Genomic DNA, 15,060 nt, shown 5'->3' with positions numbered 1-15,060 from the left:
CGTGATTCTAGGTGCGGTCGGCCGATTTGCGCCGCGCGGAGGCTACCGTTACTCCATGACAGCGCATTCGGACCGCGTACGCGATGCCAATTGGCGGTCGAACGACCTCATCGAGCATATTCGACGTCCACAGGGATTCGGCGCGAACGCACCGCGGTTCGCGGCGACCGTCACCGGAGTGCTTGCCGCGCTGTCCTTGCTGTCGAGTATCTTTCCGCCGTTCCGACGCCTGATCCACGTACCGCGGGATTTCATCGACAGCTTCGTCATCTCGATGCCCGACACCAGCTTCGCGTGGGCCTTCGTTTTGGGGATGGTCGCCATCGCCCTCGGCAGCCGCAAGCGGATGGCGTGGTGGATCTCGGTGGCCTACCTGCTGTTGTTCATGGCGTCGAATATTGCCTACCTATTCGATCCACTCGCCTCGCAATACGAGGTCGACAACGCCGAGCGGATCGGTATCTACATCGGGGTGGGTATTGATCTGGCTGCGCTACTCTTCCTGATCGTCACCTATCGGCAGTTCTATACCAAGGTCCGCCGAGGGGCCGGATTTGCCGCTCTCGCAGTCCTTTTCGGTGGATTGGCAGTCGCAACGCTGGTCGGCTGGGGGCTGGTGCTACTCGTCCCGCATACCCTCGAGCCCGGTGAACGATTCGCCTACGCCCTCAATCGGGTGGTCGCGTTCAGCACGGTCGATCCGCGAACCTTCGACGGTCACCACTCGATTGCCCCGATCAATGGACTACTGGGGCTATTCGGAGCACTGGCGTTGATGGTGGCTGCGGTCGTGCTGTTGCGGTCGCAGCGACTCAAATCGCTGATGACCGTCGACGACGAGAAGTTGATTCGTGCGCTGATCACAACCTTCAACGACGACGACTCGCTGGCGTATTTCTCTACCCGCCGGGACAAGGCCGTGGTGTTCTCCGCGGACGGCCGCGCGGCAATCACCTATCGAGTGGAACTATCCGTTGGGCTGGCCGGCGGCGACCCGATCGGAGACCCCGAATCCTGGCCGCGAGCGATCGAAGCCTTCCTCACCCTGTGTGAGCAATACGGCTGGCATCCGGCCGCGATGGGCGCGAGCTCCCGGGGCGCGCGGGCATATCACGACGCCGGTTTCGGGAGCCTCAACATCGGCGACGAGGCGATCCTGCATACCGGTACGTTCAGCCTCAACGGTCCGGCGATGAAAGGCGTCCGCCAAGCGGTGACGCGCGCTAAGCGCGCCGGTGTCGGCGTTCGTATCCGACGCCATTCGGAATTGAATCCCGTTGAGCGAGAAGAAATGATGGCACTCGCCGACGAATGGCGGGACACCGACGAGGAGCGCGGCTTCGCGATGGCGCTCGGTCGGCTCGGCGACCAATACGACGGCAATTGTCTTCTGGTGGAAGCAATTTCGGGAATGGACACCGAGCATGCCAAGACCGTCGGCATGTTGTCATTTGTTCCCTGGGGGCGCACCGGAGTGTCCCTGGACGTGATGCGACGTGATCGTGGTTCGGTGAACGGCATCGTGGAATTGATGGTCAGCGAACTCGCGCGGGGCTCCGAAGACATTGGTATCAATGAGATTTCACTGAACTTCGCGACCTTTCGAGCATTCTTCGAACAGGGCAACCAAATCGGCGCCGGCCCGGTGATGCGGTTGTCGTACTCAGTGTTGATGTTCGGTTCCAGATTCTTTCAGATGGAATCGCTCTACAAGTCGAACGCGAAGTACCTGCCGGAGTGGGTGCCCCGGTACCTGTGCTTTGAGGATGCGCGCATGATCCCGCGCGTCGGATTGGCATCGGTGGTGACCGAAGGTTTCATAACGCTACCGTCATTCGGGCTACGCAGGCGCCAGTACACGGCGGGTGTGTCGTCGATACCGGCTGGCATCGACCTGGGCGCCTTGCTGATTCAGCTCGATGAGGAGCGGGCGGCGGATCGGGACGCCACTCGCCGCCCCGAACAGGTTCGCGTTCGCATGAAGAAGCTAGAAGGGTTGCGCGACAACGGAGTTGATCCCTATCCGGTCGCCCAGCGCCCGACGCGCACCATTGCCGAGGCGACGTCGAGTGATGCGGGGACCGCAGTGCGAGTCGCGGGCCGGGTCACCCGACTCCGTGATTTCGGCGGAGTGGTGTTCGCGCAGGTGCACGACTGGTCGGGGCAGGCGCAGATTCTCGTCGAACCGTCCAAGCTGGCGGACGGCTCGCTGGACTTCGCGTCGACGGTCGACCTCGGCGATCTGGTCAGCGCTACCGGCGTGATGGGCATTAGCCGGACCGGCGAGGTCTCGGTTCTGGTGCGAGCGTGGTCGATGATCGGAAAATGCCTACATCCGTTGCCGAATAAGTGGACCGGTCTCACCGACCCGGAGGCGCGGGTGCGACAGCGATATGTCGACCTCGCGATCGACGCTGATAGTCGCCGCCTACTCAAGACCCGGAGCACGGTGGTGCGGGCGCTTCGGGACTTCCTCGATCAGCGGGATTTCCTCGAGGTGGAAACGCCTATCCTGCAACGGATTCACGGTGGCGCCAACGCGACCCCGTTCCAGACGCATATCAACGCCTACAATCTCGACCTCTATCTGCGTATCGCGCCGGAGCTGTACCTCAAACGGCTTTGCGTCGGCGGCGTGGAGCGGGTCTTCGAGATCGGCCGGAACTTCCGCAATGAGGGAGTGGACTTCTCCCACAACCCCGAGTTCACTTCGCTGGAAGCCTATGAAGCACATAGTGATTACCGTCGGATGCTCGATCTGACCCGCGACTTGATTCAGTATGCGGCGACGGCCGTGCACGGATCGCCAAAGGTGGTGCGGACAGCCGCCGACGGCACCGAGCAGTGGGTCGACATATCCGGACCATGGCCGGTGCGATCGGTCTACGACGTCGTGAGCGAGGGCGTCGGCACAGTGGTCACGCCGGCGACAACGGTGGAAGAATTGCGAGATCACAGTGCGCGCGTCGACGTTCCGATCCGCCCCGGCTGGGATGCCGGACAGATCGTGCAGGAACTCTACGAGCATTTCGGCGAAGCGCGCACCACCGAGCCGACGTTTTACATCGACTTTCCATCGTCGGTCTCGCCGCTGACCCGACCTCATCGCAGCATCGACGGCATATCCGAGCGTTGGGACCTGGTTGCGTGGGGTGTCGAACTCGGGACCGCCTATACCGAGCTGACCGACCCGGTCGAGCAACGTCGCAGGCTCACCGCTCAATCGTTGTTGGCGGCTGGAGGTGATCCCGAGGCGATGGAGATCGACGAGGATTTCCTGCAGGCACTCGAATACGCGATGCCGCCGACCGGTGGATTAGGTCTGGGCGTCGACCGGATCGCGATGCTGATCACCGGCCAGTCGATCCGGGAATCGTTGGCTTTCCCGTTGGTGAAGCCGGTTTAGGCCGCCGGACTATTGACTGAAGTAACTTCACGCCGTTAAGTTACCCAGAAGTCATATAAATCGAGGTGGCGTCATGGCTCATGAACGTATCAACGAGTTCCGCAGGGGTGAACTCCGTTTTCCCGTCGTAGACTCCGGCCCGCTCGACGGACCGGTCGCTGTACTTCTGCACGGATTTCCGCAGACCGCGAAGTCGTGGTCGAAGGTCGCCGAGATACTCAACGCGCAGGGGATCCGTACCGTAGTGCCCAACCAGCGCGGCTACGCACCGGGCGCGGCCCCGAAGCGGCGGTGGGCCTATCGCAACTCAGAACTCGTCGCCGACATTCGCGAGTTAATCGCCCGGATCGGCGCGCCGGTTCACGTGGTCGGCCACGACTGGGGCGCGAATGTCGCTTGGTCGGTCGCCGGACTGCACCCCGATCACGTACGTTCGTTAACCGCTGTTTCGGTGCCGCACGCAGCCGCGTTCGTGCGAGCGATTGTTACTAGCGATCAGGCTCGCCGGTCCTGGTACATGCTGGCTTTTCAGCCGCCGAAGGTTCCCGAGTTGTTGGTCCGATTGCGGCCGGGCTACTTCGACGGGATGTTGAAGTCAACCGGTATGACTGACGAAATGGTGGCTGAGGTGCACTCGGATATCATCGAAACCGTCGGACTTACTGGACCCCTCAACTGGTATCGCGGGCTTCCATTCGCGAGCAGTCGTGGCATGAAGCGCATCAAAGTCCCAACCACCTATGTGTGGAGCGATGGTGACACCGCGCTCGGTTCCAAGGGCGCATACCTGACCGAGCGCTACGTCGACGGTCCCTACCGGTTCGAAGTGTTCTCCGGCGCATCGCACTGGATACCCGACGAGCGGCCAGCCGACCTCGCTCGGGTGATCGTCGAAACCATCAAATCCAGCTAGCGGTCAACGTGCTCGAGGCGCCAAGCTACCCACCGGTACGATCACAGTCATGACTGAGCCGGCATTCGTTCCCACCGCAGACCTCGCCGATGAAATCGGCGCCGACGTGCGCAGCTGCGATACGCAGTTCCGGCAATACGGCGGCAACCGCGAATTCGTCGGTCGGGTCACCACCGTCAAATGCTTCCAGGACAACGCGCTACTCAAGTCGATCTTGTCCGAGCCGAATCCGGGCGGTGTGCTCGTGATCGACGGTGACGCCTCGGTGCATACCGCGCTCGTCGGTGACATCATCGCCGAACTCGGCCGGTCCAACGGCTGGGTCGGCATCGTGGCCAATGGCGCGATCCGGGACGCCGCTGCCATCGGGGAGATGGCGATCGGCGTCAAAGCTCTCGGTACCAATCCACGTAAGTCAACCAAGACCGGCGCCGGTCAGCGGGATGTGCCGCTGACCATCGGCGGCGAAACCTTCCAGCCGGGCGATTTGGTCTACTCCGACGACGACGGCATCGTCCTCGTTGCGCAGTAGTCCGCTCACTTCCACCCTCGAACCCGTTTCGTGAAAGGCCTCACCCATGTCGCAGCCCACCGCTGACTACTTCGCCCGCTTGGCGCGGCTCGTCGCTATCGACGATGCGGGCAAGCGGCCGATCCGCACGATCGTCGAAGCATTCAGCGGTGCCGAGATGGCGACCATCCCGGTGGGTACCGCTGCCGACCTCGAAGTCGCCGTTGCGCGTGCCCGCGAAGCCCAAAAGGATTGGGCGGCACGTAAACCCGCCGACCGAGCCAAAGTACTTTTCGACTTCGCCGCACTCGTCAACAAGAACGCCGATTCTCTGATGGACATCGCGCAGGCTGAGACCGGCAAAGCGCGAATCTATGCGCAGGAGGAAGTGCTCGACGTAGCGCTGTCGGCGCGGCACTATGCCAATGTCGCACCGGGGCTGCTGGCCGACAAGAAGGTTAAGGGTATCTTGCCGGGCGCGACCGATGTGCGCGTGCGGTATCAGCCCAAGGGTGTTATCGGCGTCATCTCGCCGTGGAATTACCCTCTGACACTTGCTGTTTCAGATGCGGTTGCCGCGTTGGCCGCCGGCAACGCGGTAGTCATCAAGCCGGACAGTCAGACGCCGTACTGCGCGCTGGCATGTGCGGAACTGCTGTACGAGGCAGGTTTGCCCAAGGAGTTGTTCGCGGTGGTTCCCGGACCGGGAAGTGTTGTGGGACAAGCGATCGTCGCGCAAACCGACTATGTGATGTTCACCGGATCGTCGGCCACTGGCGCGACGCTGGCCGAACAGGCCGGACGTCGGCTGATTGGCTTCTCCGCCGAGCTGGGCGGTAAGAACCCGTTGATCGTCACGGCGAACGCCAATATCGATCGGATCGTTTCCGGGGTAGCTCGCGCGTGCTACTCCAACTCCGGCCAGCTGTGTATCTCGATTGAGCGCATCTATGTCGAAGAGTCGGTCGCCGACGAGTTCACCGAGAAGTTCGCGGCATATGTGTCGAATATGAACTTGGCCGCCACGTACGACTTCACCGCCGATATGGGTTCGCTGGCGTCGGCCAGTCAGTCCGAAACCGTCGACAAGCACGTCACCGACGCCGTCGCCAAGGGTGCGACCCTGCAAGCTGGCGGAAAGCGTCGGGTCGATCTCGGACCGTTCTTCTACGAGCCGACGGTGCTCACCGGCGTAACCGAGGGAATGGACTGCTACGCGGACGAGACGTTCGGCCCGGTTGTCGCGATCTATCCGGTCGCCAACGTCGAGGAAGCGATCGCACGGGCCAACGATACTGAGTACGGCCTGAACGCCAGCGTGTTCGCCGGATCGAGCAGCGAGGCGCAGAAGATCGCCGAGCGGCTCCGGGCGGGCACCGTGAATATTAACGAGGGCTACGCCTCCGCTTGGGGTTCGACAGCCGCTCCGATGGGCGGCATGGGCATCTCGGGCGTCGGGCGGCGGCACGGCGAGGAGGGCCTGTACAAGTACACCGAGCCCCAGACCATCGCCGAGCAGCGATTCATCGGGCTCGACGGCATCCGTGGTGTGCCGAAGAGTGTGTTCCTCAAGGCAACCCCTAAGCTGATGGAATCGTTGAAGTATCTGCCGGGTCGGTAGGTAAGTCCGCACAACACATCCAAGGACCGGTGTCATGACGCTCAGGATTGTCCGCCCGACGTTGCTGGCCGCACTCTTGCTCGCGGTTGCCGCGTTACTGATACCGCTCGGTGCAGCGAACGCGGCGCCACAGTCGCTCAAGCGGGAGGCAGCTCCACAAGTGGTGCTCGCCGATTGGTACGGCACCGCTCACGCGGTCGCGGTGACGCCCAATTCGGGTGGCTATCTGCTGACTCGAGACGCGGGCGTACGCACGGTGATTCTCGAAGAACGCAGCGTCAAAGTGCGAATCATCAAGCGGGCTGGGCAGAAAGCACCCGTGCAGCGGTCGACGCCGTGGCATCGATTGGCCGTCGCACCACCGAACGGATTGCCGGCCATCGGTCAGTGGACCCGGTCAGCCGGATACAACGGAAAGCAGTTCCGCTTGTGCCGCATCGGGATTCCCGGCAAGGGCAAGGTCTGCACCGCCTACAGCGGAGTGATCGTTCCGCTGTAGACATCTGCAAGGTCAGCTCATCGAGTAGTGCAGAGTGATCTCGTAGCTTTCGTGATGTCCGACGATGTTGACCTCGGCGTGACCGATCATCGTCGACAGTCCGCCAGTTCCCAGGCCTGCGACGATATCCAATCGCTCGTGTACGCCTTCCTCGTTGTGAAAGCCGTTGTGCTGTAACACCACACTTCCGTCGTGGCCGTCGATGGAACCGGTGAACGCCTGGAAGCCGACGGTCGGCGAATCGCTGCCTTTCACATAGCCGAGTAGGTAGGTCAACTGACCGGCGCCAGAGATGTCGCCGCTGTATGCGTAGGTGACGTCGGCCCGGTTGAAGCCCCGTGCGGGATAGTCGGTGCCGCTTATCGTGACTGTCTCGTCATCGACGGCGTAGATCTTCGTTTCGTTCCAGCCGGTCACGCTGAAAGTTCCGGTGACGGTGTGGGTTTGGGCAGATGCTGTGGTTGTCGAATTACTCATGAAACTGAGTCTGCCGCTCCGAGTGGAAACGGTATTGAATAAACGCGACAATTATTACGTGAACTCTCAGTCCGCGCCCGACGATCCCCCTCGCGGCCGTGGCCGAAAGGCAATCCTGAATCCGTCGGCAACGGCGCCGATCACGATAGAGCGTTACGCCGCACCGCGATTCGCGTACTGGATCGACTATATCTGGATTGTCCGCTGGCACGTTGACGGCGTATTCACCCAGCGGGTCATCCCGCAGCCGATCATCCATCTCGCGGCGGAAGATGGTCGAATACTGGTACACGGCGTCGGTAACACTGATTTCTCCCGAACCTTGCGCGGTGACGGTCACGTCGTTGGCGTGGCCTTTCGGCCAGCCGCATTTCATGCGGTCCTGCGGCGCCCGGTCAGTGAGATTACGCGCTCGGTGCGGCCATTGGGCGAGGTCATCGACGTCGATGACCGGCCGCTGGCACACGCCCTGCTCAACGCCGAGCGAAGCGACGCCGAACACCTTTCTGTCATCGACGATTTGATCGAATCAATTGGACTGCAACGAGATTCGACGATAGAAGAACTAGCCGAGTTGGTGACACTCGCCGAAAACGACACCGCCGTGACCCGCGCCGAACAGTTATCGTCGCACGCGGGAGTCAGCCTGCGGACGCTACAGCGTCTCTTCGGTGAGTATGTCGGCATTGGTCCGAAGTGGGTAATTCAACGATTCCGGTTACTCGACGTCGCACGTGTAGCGAATACCGAAGCTGACATCGACTGGGCGTCGACGGCGGCAGAACTCGGCTTCTCCGATCAGTCGCATCTGATCCGGGCGTTCACCGCGCTGGTGGGTACCTCACCCGCGTTGTATGTACACGGTGATTCGGACGAAACTGCCGACTAGGTTCGGACGCCTAGTCGCGCGAGGATGTCACTCTCGATCGTCGACAGTTCGCGGTCGATCGCTTGATGCGCGTGTCGTCGCTGCGCCGGCGGCATCATCTCCGCGGCGTCGACCGCGGTCGCGAGATTCGCCAGCCGCGTGTTCATGGCGCTGGCGAAGGCCGCCGCATCGGCTGACTGGTCCTGCGCTACCAGCTTGTCCACCGACGCGCGGGTGGTGGCGACTCGTGCCGACTGAGTCGCGCCGTGGCCGGAGAACTGTCGCAGCACATCGGGGGAGACACCCGCCCGGTTGGCTTTGGCGATCGCGAGTTGCTCGCGGGCGCTGACCGATGCCCGGTAGATCACCGGGCCGGCGATCGGTGCGACCAGCCGCGCGACGGCGAGATAACGCTTGACATTGGTCGTACTCAGTTTGCGAGATTCGGCCTCGGCCTTGATCTTGGCGGCGTCGGCCTTAGCGCTGACTTTGGCCGCCTTCTTGTTAGCCTTGGCGGCTTTGACACTCGCCTTGTCGTCGCCGGACGAGGACTTGCGATCACCATTCTGCGTGTCGCGCTCCTGGCGCGCGGCCTGTCGGTCGGCCTGACGTTGGGCTTTGCGTTCTGCCTTGCGTAGAGCACGCCGATCGATCTTCTCCGATTTGCGGCGCGCCTTCGCGTCTAGCTTCGCCTCCAGCTTGGCCTTCGTCTTCAGTGCCTTGGCTTCCGCCCGACGCTGGGCGCGGCTCTTGCCGTCAGAAACGATCAACCCCATGCCAAACCTTCCGTCGCTGCGCGGGGGTGGAGACCCGCGAGTTGTTGTTACAAGCATTACATAGGGTGGAGGGGATGGCCGCAGGTGTCTCCTATGCGGCGGCGACGGAAGGCGGACGGGTGAGTTCACCGGTGCTCGGCGCTCGCGATCTCACTGGATGCGAACACCGACTGGCTCTCGATTTCGCGGCACGGACGGATTCGCCGCCGGCCCGTGAGCAGTCGGCTCCCGAGGTTACACAGCGGATCCGCGCGGCGACTGAACACCGAAGCAAGGTTCAAGACCTGCTGCGCAGCCTGCACAGCGATCAACCGGCTGGAACATTTGTCATGATCGACGCCGCGGCGTCACGTAGTGCGCGCATCGACGCCACCTATCGTGCCGCGCGGTCAGGTGCCCGGTGGATCGCCGACGCGGTTCTGCGTACGGACATCGATGCCGGGCGCCGCGGACATAGTGAATTGCTCGTCCACGACGGCATCGGGTACGTGCCGGTGATCGTCGTCAACCATCGCGTCAGCTATCCGGTCAGCTCCGAGGTCGGGGATTCTCAGCGGACCGGCATCGTGACGAGCCCGTTGTGGGGATGGTTGCCGACCGTCGACCAGACGCGGGGGGCACGTAACAACAAGCGTGACCAGATGCGGTTGGCGCATCTGTGCCGCATGTTGCAGAGCGACGGCATCGCAGGTCGAGCGCACGGCGGAGTAATCGGACTCGATGTGGATTGCATCGTTGTCTATGACCTGGACCCGCTTCTGGATGGATACGACGAGAATCTGGTGCATCGACGTCGGATCGCCGCGCAGCAGGTGGTGACCAGCCCGAGCCGAATCGGTGAGTGTCGTGGATGTCAGTGGTGGCCGCAATGCGAGACGGAGTTGATCGCCCGCCGTGACGTGAGTCTGGTCGTCAACGGCGCGCAGGCAAAAGTGCTGGCGGACAATGAGATCAGGACCATTGATCGATTGGCCGCGTTATCGGACGCGCCCGAGGAGTTCAAAGGGCCGTTCGAGGAAGCGGTGGTCTTCGCTCAATGTTGGCTCACCGGAACGAAATTGGTGCGGCGCCACGACGACGTTGCGGTGCAGCGCGCCGACGTCGAGGTGGATGTCGACATGGAATCGTTCGGTGAGGACGGTGCGTATCTGTGGGGAACGTTGTTGACCGACAACACAATCGGGCAAGTGCAGCCATATCGGCCATTCGTGACTTGGCAGCCGTTGCCGACTGTTGACGAGGCGCGCTCATTCGCGGAGTTCTGGCAATGGCTTATGACGATCCGCAACACTGCGCGCGCCCAGGGGAAGACGTTCGCCGCGTACTGCTATTCCGAGCAGGCCGAGAATCGCTGGCTGCGCGGTTCAGCCGATCGTTTCGCAGGCCTACCCGGCATACCGTCTCGGGCGAAGATCGATGCGTTCATCGCCTCGGATGAATGGGTCGACATTTTCGCCGCCGTCGGCCAGAACTTCCTATCGCCGTCGGGAAAAGGGCTCAAACGGGTCGCGCCGATCGCGGGTTTTCATTGGCGTGACGACGACGCCGGTGGCGCCGCGTCGATGGATTGGTACCGGCACGCCGTCGGGATCGATGAAACGGTTGATATCAGTCAGCGTGAGCGCCTGCTGGAGTACAACGAGGACGACGTGCGGGCGACGAAAATACTGCGCGAATGGATGGACAACATCGCCTCCTCGACCGTGCCAACGGTCGAGGAACTACGAATCCGGTATCTACGAACGCGCGGCGGAGATGGCATCGAGGAAGCGGCCGCTGCCCAGTAGCGCCGCCGATCCGAGGATCAACAGTGCGGCCGGCGCGACGCCGCCCGCGAAGTCGCCGATCTCAGCCGCCGCGATCACGGGTGGCGTAACTGTCGGCTCCGGAGCGACGACGACCTTCGGTGTCGCGTGCGTCGGCGCATTCTTGGATGCGTGATTAGCCGCATGCGGCTTGACAGTGTGTGGCTTGGTCGCCGGTTTAGGGGCCGCAGCATTGCCATTGCCATTGCCGCTATTCGCTGCTGCGGGCGGCACCGCCGGTGCGACGGGAGCGGCGGGGACGATCGGTGCCGGAACCTCGGGGGCCGTCGCCTTGGGTGCAGTCGGCCCGGCCTTGTCCTTCTCCCACGATTGCTTCGGGTGACCGCCGCCGCTCCACTGTGATGAACCGCCCGATCCGGAGCGGGACCGCGGTGTGGTGGTTGGCGAACCATCGCTGGTCGGCGGTGCGGTGTATTTGGGGATGGTCAGATTCGGTTGGCTAGAGCCGCCGTGACCAGGGCCACCGTCACCGTCGTCATCATCGTCATCGTCGGGGTCGTTATTGCCCGGAAGAGATCCGGGGCCGATCCCGTTGCTTCCGCCATTATTGGTACCGCCGTTGTTGCTTCCGCCGGTCCCCGAGCCGTTGTTGTCGTCTGATCCGTGGCTGTGTCCACCGCCGAGGCCGGGGAACGCGTCAGCCGCGCCACCGCCGATCGAGCCGAGCAGCGTAAGTGCGAGCAGCAGTGTTCCCGCGCCGACGAGCGCGACGAACTTGCGGACTGCGGGGCGCGCGGCGGCAGTCGAATCTGGCAGATGCATAGTCTGTACGGTCCTCAGGAGGGTGGTTCCGACCCGGCATGGCAGGGGCACCCATTGGGCAGGTGCGATGTTGATCGTTTAGTCTACGGTATCGTGCGGTATGAGCGACTTGGTCGATTGACCAGACTTTCCTATCCTTGACCTGCGCTAACCATTGGTATGTGAGTAGCGACACACTCGCGATATTGTTGTTGCAGGTGGAACCATTTCACCCCCCGATTTGGGTATCCTCCGATGGGCTGGGCCTTGCAAGATGGGTCCAATCCGACGTTTAATGAACGCAAGGTAAATTCGCAGCTGGGCAACTCTTCCTACACACTGTCAAGCTGCTGGGTCGAGGAAACAGAGTAAACAATATGGCGGCGCGACGGCGTCACCAGGATTACAGGCGGAAATCGTGACACTAGACAGTTCACCCGGACTAACAGCAGGCGACGTTATCGCTGACGTTGACCCGGGCTTGTTTGCTCGCAGGCTCGAGGAACTCTTCCGGACAGTCCCCGGACCGAACGGCCGGGCCTACAGTGCCAAGGCGATCGCGGCGCGGTCGACCGAGCGCGGCTTCCGGCTTGGCGAGTCGTACTTGTCTCAACTGCGGTCGGGCAAGGCGAAGTCGCCGTCGTTCCGAACCGTCGAGGGCATCGCCGCGGCATTTGGCGTCGATGTTCACTACTTCCTCGAAGACCGCGCGGCACAGCGCACTCGCGACGAGATCGACAAAATGCGTATGCAGGCCGACACCGATGTGCAGCTCGCGGCATTCCGGCTCGCCGGCCTGTCGAGCGATTCGGTCAGCGTCGTCAGCGAACTCATCAAGGTGCTGCGCAAGCAGCAGGGTCTGCCGACTGACCCGCCGGAGGTCACCAAAGCGGGACTCTCCGAGTCCGAATAGTCCTCACGACGCAGTATGCGAAGTGAGCGCGCGCTGCGCCTGATCATCCGTGACTCGCTGCGAGGGCTCGATCTCGACCTGCCCCTCAACGTCACCCAGCTTTGTGATCGGTACGGCGCGCGCCGCGGACGACCGATAAAGCTGATCGCGCATCCACTGCCGGCCGGTATGCCGAACGGCGTCTGGTTGGCGGCGTCGGACGCTGATTACTTCTTCTATCAGGAGAACACCACTCCGGTTCATCGCGATCAGATCATCATCCATGAGTTCGGCCATATGATCGCCGGTCATCAGATGCTCGGCGATCTGGCCGCGGCGGCGTTGGCAGAGCCCGATCCGGACGATGCCGACGCCGCGCTGGCCCGCACTTGCTACTCCGACGAAAGGGAGTGGGAGGCGGAGATGCTGGCATCGCTTATCATCACTTGGGCGACTGAAGCGCGTGAAGCCGTGGGGCATACGGCGCAGCATCAGGGCCTACGCGGAATTCAGCGGGTACTCGGGGGCCATCGGGGCTGGCTGTAGCGCCGTTTACAGCTGTAGCCGATAAGAGTCGAGGTCTGAGTCGAGTGGTTGCCGGGATCATCAATGTCATCGCGTTCGCGGTCTTCGCGTGCGCGATGTGCTGGCGTCTCGACCAGATCCGGCGTCAAGGCGGCGGGGTGCAAGCGGTTGCGATGACCACGGCGATCGGTTCGTTGACGCTGGCATTCGTGGTTTCCAACAAGGATGTCACCGCATTTCTGAACGACGAGTTATTCACCGGGGCCTCACGGGTACTGCTCTACGGACTGCTCGCGCTCGGTGTTGCCAGCCTGATCGTCGTCTTCTTCTTCAGTTCAACCGAGACGGTTCGCCAGCGTCGTGCGGGAGTTGAATCGATTCCGCTCGTCGTGGCAGTCCTTGGACTCCAAATCACCATGCTGCTGATCCCGTTGGATCTGCGGACCCAGGGGCTATCCGCATCGACGACACGTAACGCGGGTTTCGCTCTCTTCTTTCTCATCGCCAGTGGTTATCTCGCCTACGGTTTGCTGCAATGCGTCCGCAGTATCCGACGGTTCCTAGCCATGGCCGGTGGCTACCTGAAGGTGTCACTGCTCATCTTGATGACCGGGCTGATCCTGTTGGCCGCTGGCTCGATGGCGCAGATCGTGTACGTCCTCGGCTCACTGGTCTTCGGTGTGTCGCTACTCAAACTGGTGCAGGTAGCGACGATTTTCTCGGTAATCGGTCTGGTCGCTTTCCTGATCGGAATCTGCTATCCGATGGCATATGCCAAGACTCGGGCCGTGCTCGCCGGACTGCGCCGGCGTCGGCGCTATCGGGAACTCGAACCGCTGTGGACGTTGATCACGTGGGCTATCCCCAGCGTCGTGCTGCCGGGACACGGTGGGACGGTACTTAAATCGACGCCGACGGTGCTGTTCGAGCGGCGCATCGTCGAGATCCGGGATGGTCTCACTCAGTTGTCGCCGTTGCTGTCGGAGGATTTCGACGACGGATCCGATGCCGACCGCGCCGAATTGTTGCGTGCCGCAGTCGACGAGTACCGCGAAGCGGGAACGTCGAAAGGTGCGGTGCGCGATGTGCTGCCGCCCGACGGCACCAGTCTCGACGACGACGCCGAGCCGCTGCTGAGACTGGCGCGGGTTCTTTAGCCGTTCAGCTCCGCGGGTTCCGCGCGTCGTACGGCGGTCCGACGTCGGAGGTGCCATAGGTACGCTGCGCCCGCACCGGAAATGACGACTACCGCGGTCACGGTCGCAATGGTGACCAGCATGCCTGGACCGGCGAGTAGACCGTCAGAGATGAGCCACGCGGCGAAGCCGAAGAACAGCACGGCAGCCCCGAGCGTGATCGCGCGTTCGGGGAGGTGTTTGCCGAGCAGTACGCCGATCGCGATGGCCAGCGCGTCCGCTGCCACCATGCCGATCGTCGAGCCGATCCATACGCCCAACCAGTCGTGGTCGGCGGACAGGGTAATGGTGGCGAGCATGGTCTTGTCGCCGAGCTCGGCGAGGAAGAACGAGGACATCACGGCCAGGAATACTGACGATCCGACACGGTCGGCGCGTCCGGCCTCCTCGTCGCTCAGCGAATCGCCCCGCAGAGTCCACAGTCCGAATAGCAGCATGGCCAGACCCGCGACGATCGCCATCAGATCCGCGGGGATCGACAGGCCGAGAAAATGCCCGAAGAACACCGATACCGCGTGCACCGCGGTGGTAGCGACAGCGATTGCGGACAGCACGACCCACCACGGATGGCGGAGGGCATAGGTCATAGCCATCAGCTGTGACTTGTCGCCGAGTTCGGCCACAAAGATCACGCCGAAGCTGACCATCAGTGCGGTAATCACTCGGCCAGCCTAATCACGTCCAGTCGTGGCCCGCAACAGATGGATCGGCCGTATAGTTGCAGGTAGGAGGCACAAAAACTAGTTTGCGGGTTACCTGATTCAGATGCGCCGAGAGACCGTTGCGAACGGCTTTTGGCACACTGAATC

Annotated in this window: 14 protein-coding genes; 10 read left to right on the top strand and 4 right to left on the bottom strand. The window is 62.4% G+C overall.

What is annotated here, in order from left to right:
- Positions 1–55 precede the first annotated feature (55 nt).
- The 5 genes from lysX to AAFP29_RS09200 all read left to right on the top strand — a co-directional run bounded on the left by lysX (position 56) and on the right by AAFP29_RS09200 (position 6,950).
- Positions 56–3,406 carry a bifunctional lysylphosphatidylglycerol synthetase/lysine--tRNA ligase LysX gene (gene lysX, locus AAFP29_RS09220; RefSeq protein ID WP_419217033.1) on the top strand — a complete coding sequence of 1,117 codons (3,351 nt, stop codon included), beginning with the start codon at positions 56–58 and terminating at the stop codon, positions 3,404–3,406.
- Between the two features lie 73 nt (positions 3,407–3,479).
- Positions 3,480–4,319 carry an alpha/beta fold hydrolase gene (locus AAFP29_RS09215; protein WP_419217032.1) on the top strand — a complete coding sequence of 280 codons (840 nt, stop codon included), beginning with the start codon at positions 3,480–3,482 and terminating at the stop codon, positions 4,317–4,319.
- 49 nt (positions 4,320–4,368) lie between these two features.
- Positions 4,369–4,851, top strand: coding sequence for a ribonuclease E activity regulator RraA (rraA, locus tag AAFP29_RS09210; protein ID WP_419217031.1), 483 nt, complete (start codon positions 4,369–4,371; stop codon positions 4,849–4,851).
- 46 nt (positions 4,852–4,897) lie between these two features.
- The gene (locus AAFP29_RS09205) at positions 4,898–6,451 is read left to right on the top strand and encodes a succinic semialdehyde dehydrogenase (RefSeq protein ID WP_419217030.1); all 1,554 of its coding nucleotides are present in this window, start codon (positions 4,898–4,900) and stop codon (positions 6,449–6,451) included.
- A 34-nt stretch (positions 6,452–6,485) separates the two neighbouring features.
- Positions 6,486–6,950 (top strand): hypothetical protein, encoded by a 465-nt coding sequence (locus AAFP29_RS09200; RefSeq protein ID WP_419217029.1) that lies wholly within the window; start codon positions 6,486–6,488, stop codon positions 6,948–6,950.
- A gap of 12 nt (positions 6,951–6,962) precedes the next feature.
- Here AAFP29_RS09200 and AAFP29_RS09195 read toward each other — a convergent pair whose 3' ends face one another.
- Complete coding sequence (locus AAFP29_RS09195; RefSeq protein WP_419217028.1) at positions 6,963–7,427, bottom strand: DUF3224 domain-containing protein; 465 nt, start codon at positions 7,425–7,427, stop codon at positions 6,963–6,965.
- A gap of 58 nt (positions 7,428–7,485) precedes the next feature.
- Between AAFP29_RS09195 and AAFP29_RS09190 the strand changes: the two genes are divergently transcribed.
- Positions 7,486–8,316 (top strand): helix-turn-helix domain-containing protein, encoded by an 831-nt coding sequence (locus AAFP29_RS09190; RefSeq protein ID WP_419217027.1) that lies wholly within the window; start codon positions 7,486–7,488, stop codon positions 8,314–8,316.
- Here the strand turns inward: AAFP29_RS09190 and AAFP29_RS09185 are convergent.
- On the bottom strand, positions 8,313–9,071 hold the full coding sequence (locus AAFP29_RS09185) for a DUF6474 family protein (protein WP_419217026.1): 759 nt from the start codon (positions 9,069–9,071) through the stop codon (positions 8,313–8,315). The genes AAFP29_RS09190 and AAFP29_RS09185 overlap by 4 nt on opposite strands.
- Positions 9,072–9,145: 74 nt before the next feature.
- Between AAFP29_RS09185 and AAFP29_RS09180 the strand changes: the two genes are divergently transcribed.
- Positions 9,146–10,858, top strand: coding sequence for a TM0106 family RecB-like putative nuclease (locus tag AAFP29_RS09180; protein WP_419217025.1), 1,713 nt, complete (start codon positions 9,146–9,148; stop codon positions 10,856–10,858).
- Here AAFP29_RS09180 and AAFP29_RS09175 read toward each other — a convergent pair.
- Positions 10,808–11,659: a hypothetical protein gene (locus AAFP29_RS09175; protein WP_419217024.1), complete on the bottom strand. Its 852-nt coding sequence runs from the start codon at positions 11,657–11,659 to the stop codon at positions 10,808–10,810. The genes AAFP29_RS09180 and AAFP29_RS09175 overlap by 51 nt on opposite strands.
- A gap of 397 nt (positions 11,660–12,056) precedes the next feature.
- Here AAFP29_RS09175 and AAFP29_RS09170 point away from each other — a divergent pair, with 397 nt between their 5' ends.
- Genes AAFP29_RS09170 through AAFP29_RS09160 form a run of 3 tightly spaced genes read left to right on the top strand, consistent with a single transcriptional unit; the run spans position 12,057 to position 14,212 of the window.
- The gene (locus AAFP29_RS09170; RefSeq protein WP_419217023.1) at positions 12,057–12,551 is read left to right on the top strand and encodes an XRE family transcriptional regulator; all 495 of its coding nucleotides are present in this window, start codon (positions 12,057–12,059) and stop codon (positions 12,549–12,551) included.
- 15 nt (positions 12,552–12,566) lie between these two features.
- Positions 12,567–13,076, top strand: coding sequence for a hypothetical protein (locus AAFP29_RS09165; protein ID WP_419217022.1), 510 nt, complete (start codon positions 12,567–12,569; stop codon positions 13,074–13,076).
- A gap of 44 nt (positions 13,077–13,120) precedes the next feature.
- On the top strand, positions 13,121–14,212 hold the full coding sequence (locus AAFP29_RS09160) for an MAB_1171c family putative transporter (protein WP_419217021.1): 1,092 nt from the start codon (positions 13,121–13,123) through the stop codon (positions 14,210–14,212).
- Here the strand turns inward: AAFP29_RS09160 and AAFP29_RS09155 are convergent.
- Positions 14,209–14,913 carry a TMEM165/GDT1 family protein gene (locus AAFP29_RS09155; RefSeq protein ID WP_419217020.1) on the bottom strand — a complete coding sequence of 235 codons (705 nt, stop codon included), beginning with the start codon at positions 14,911–14,913 and terminating at the stop codon, positions 14,209–14,211. The genes AAFP29_RS09160 and AAFP29_RS09155 overlap by 4 nt on opposite strands.
- Positions 14,914–15,060: the final 147 nt, after the last annotated feature.

Source organism: Gordonia sp. CPCC 205333, from assembly GCF_048537885.1.
Classification (GTDB): domain Bacteria; phylum Actinomycetota; class Actinomycetes; order Mycobacteriales; family Mycobacteriaceae; genus Gordonia.
This window is presented reverse-complemented; position numbering and strand designations above follow the sequence as displayed.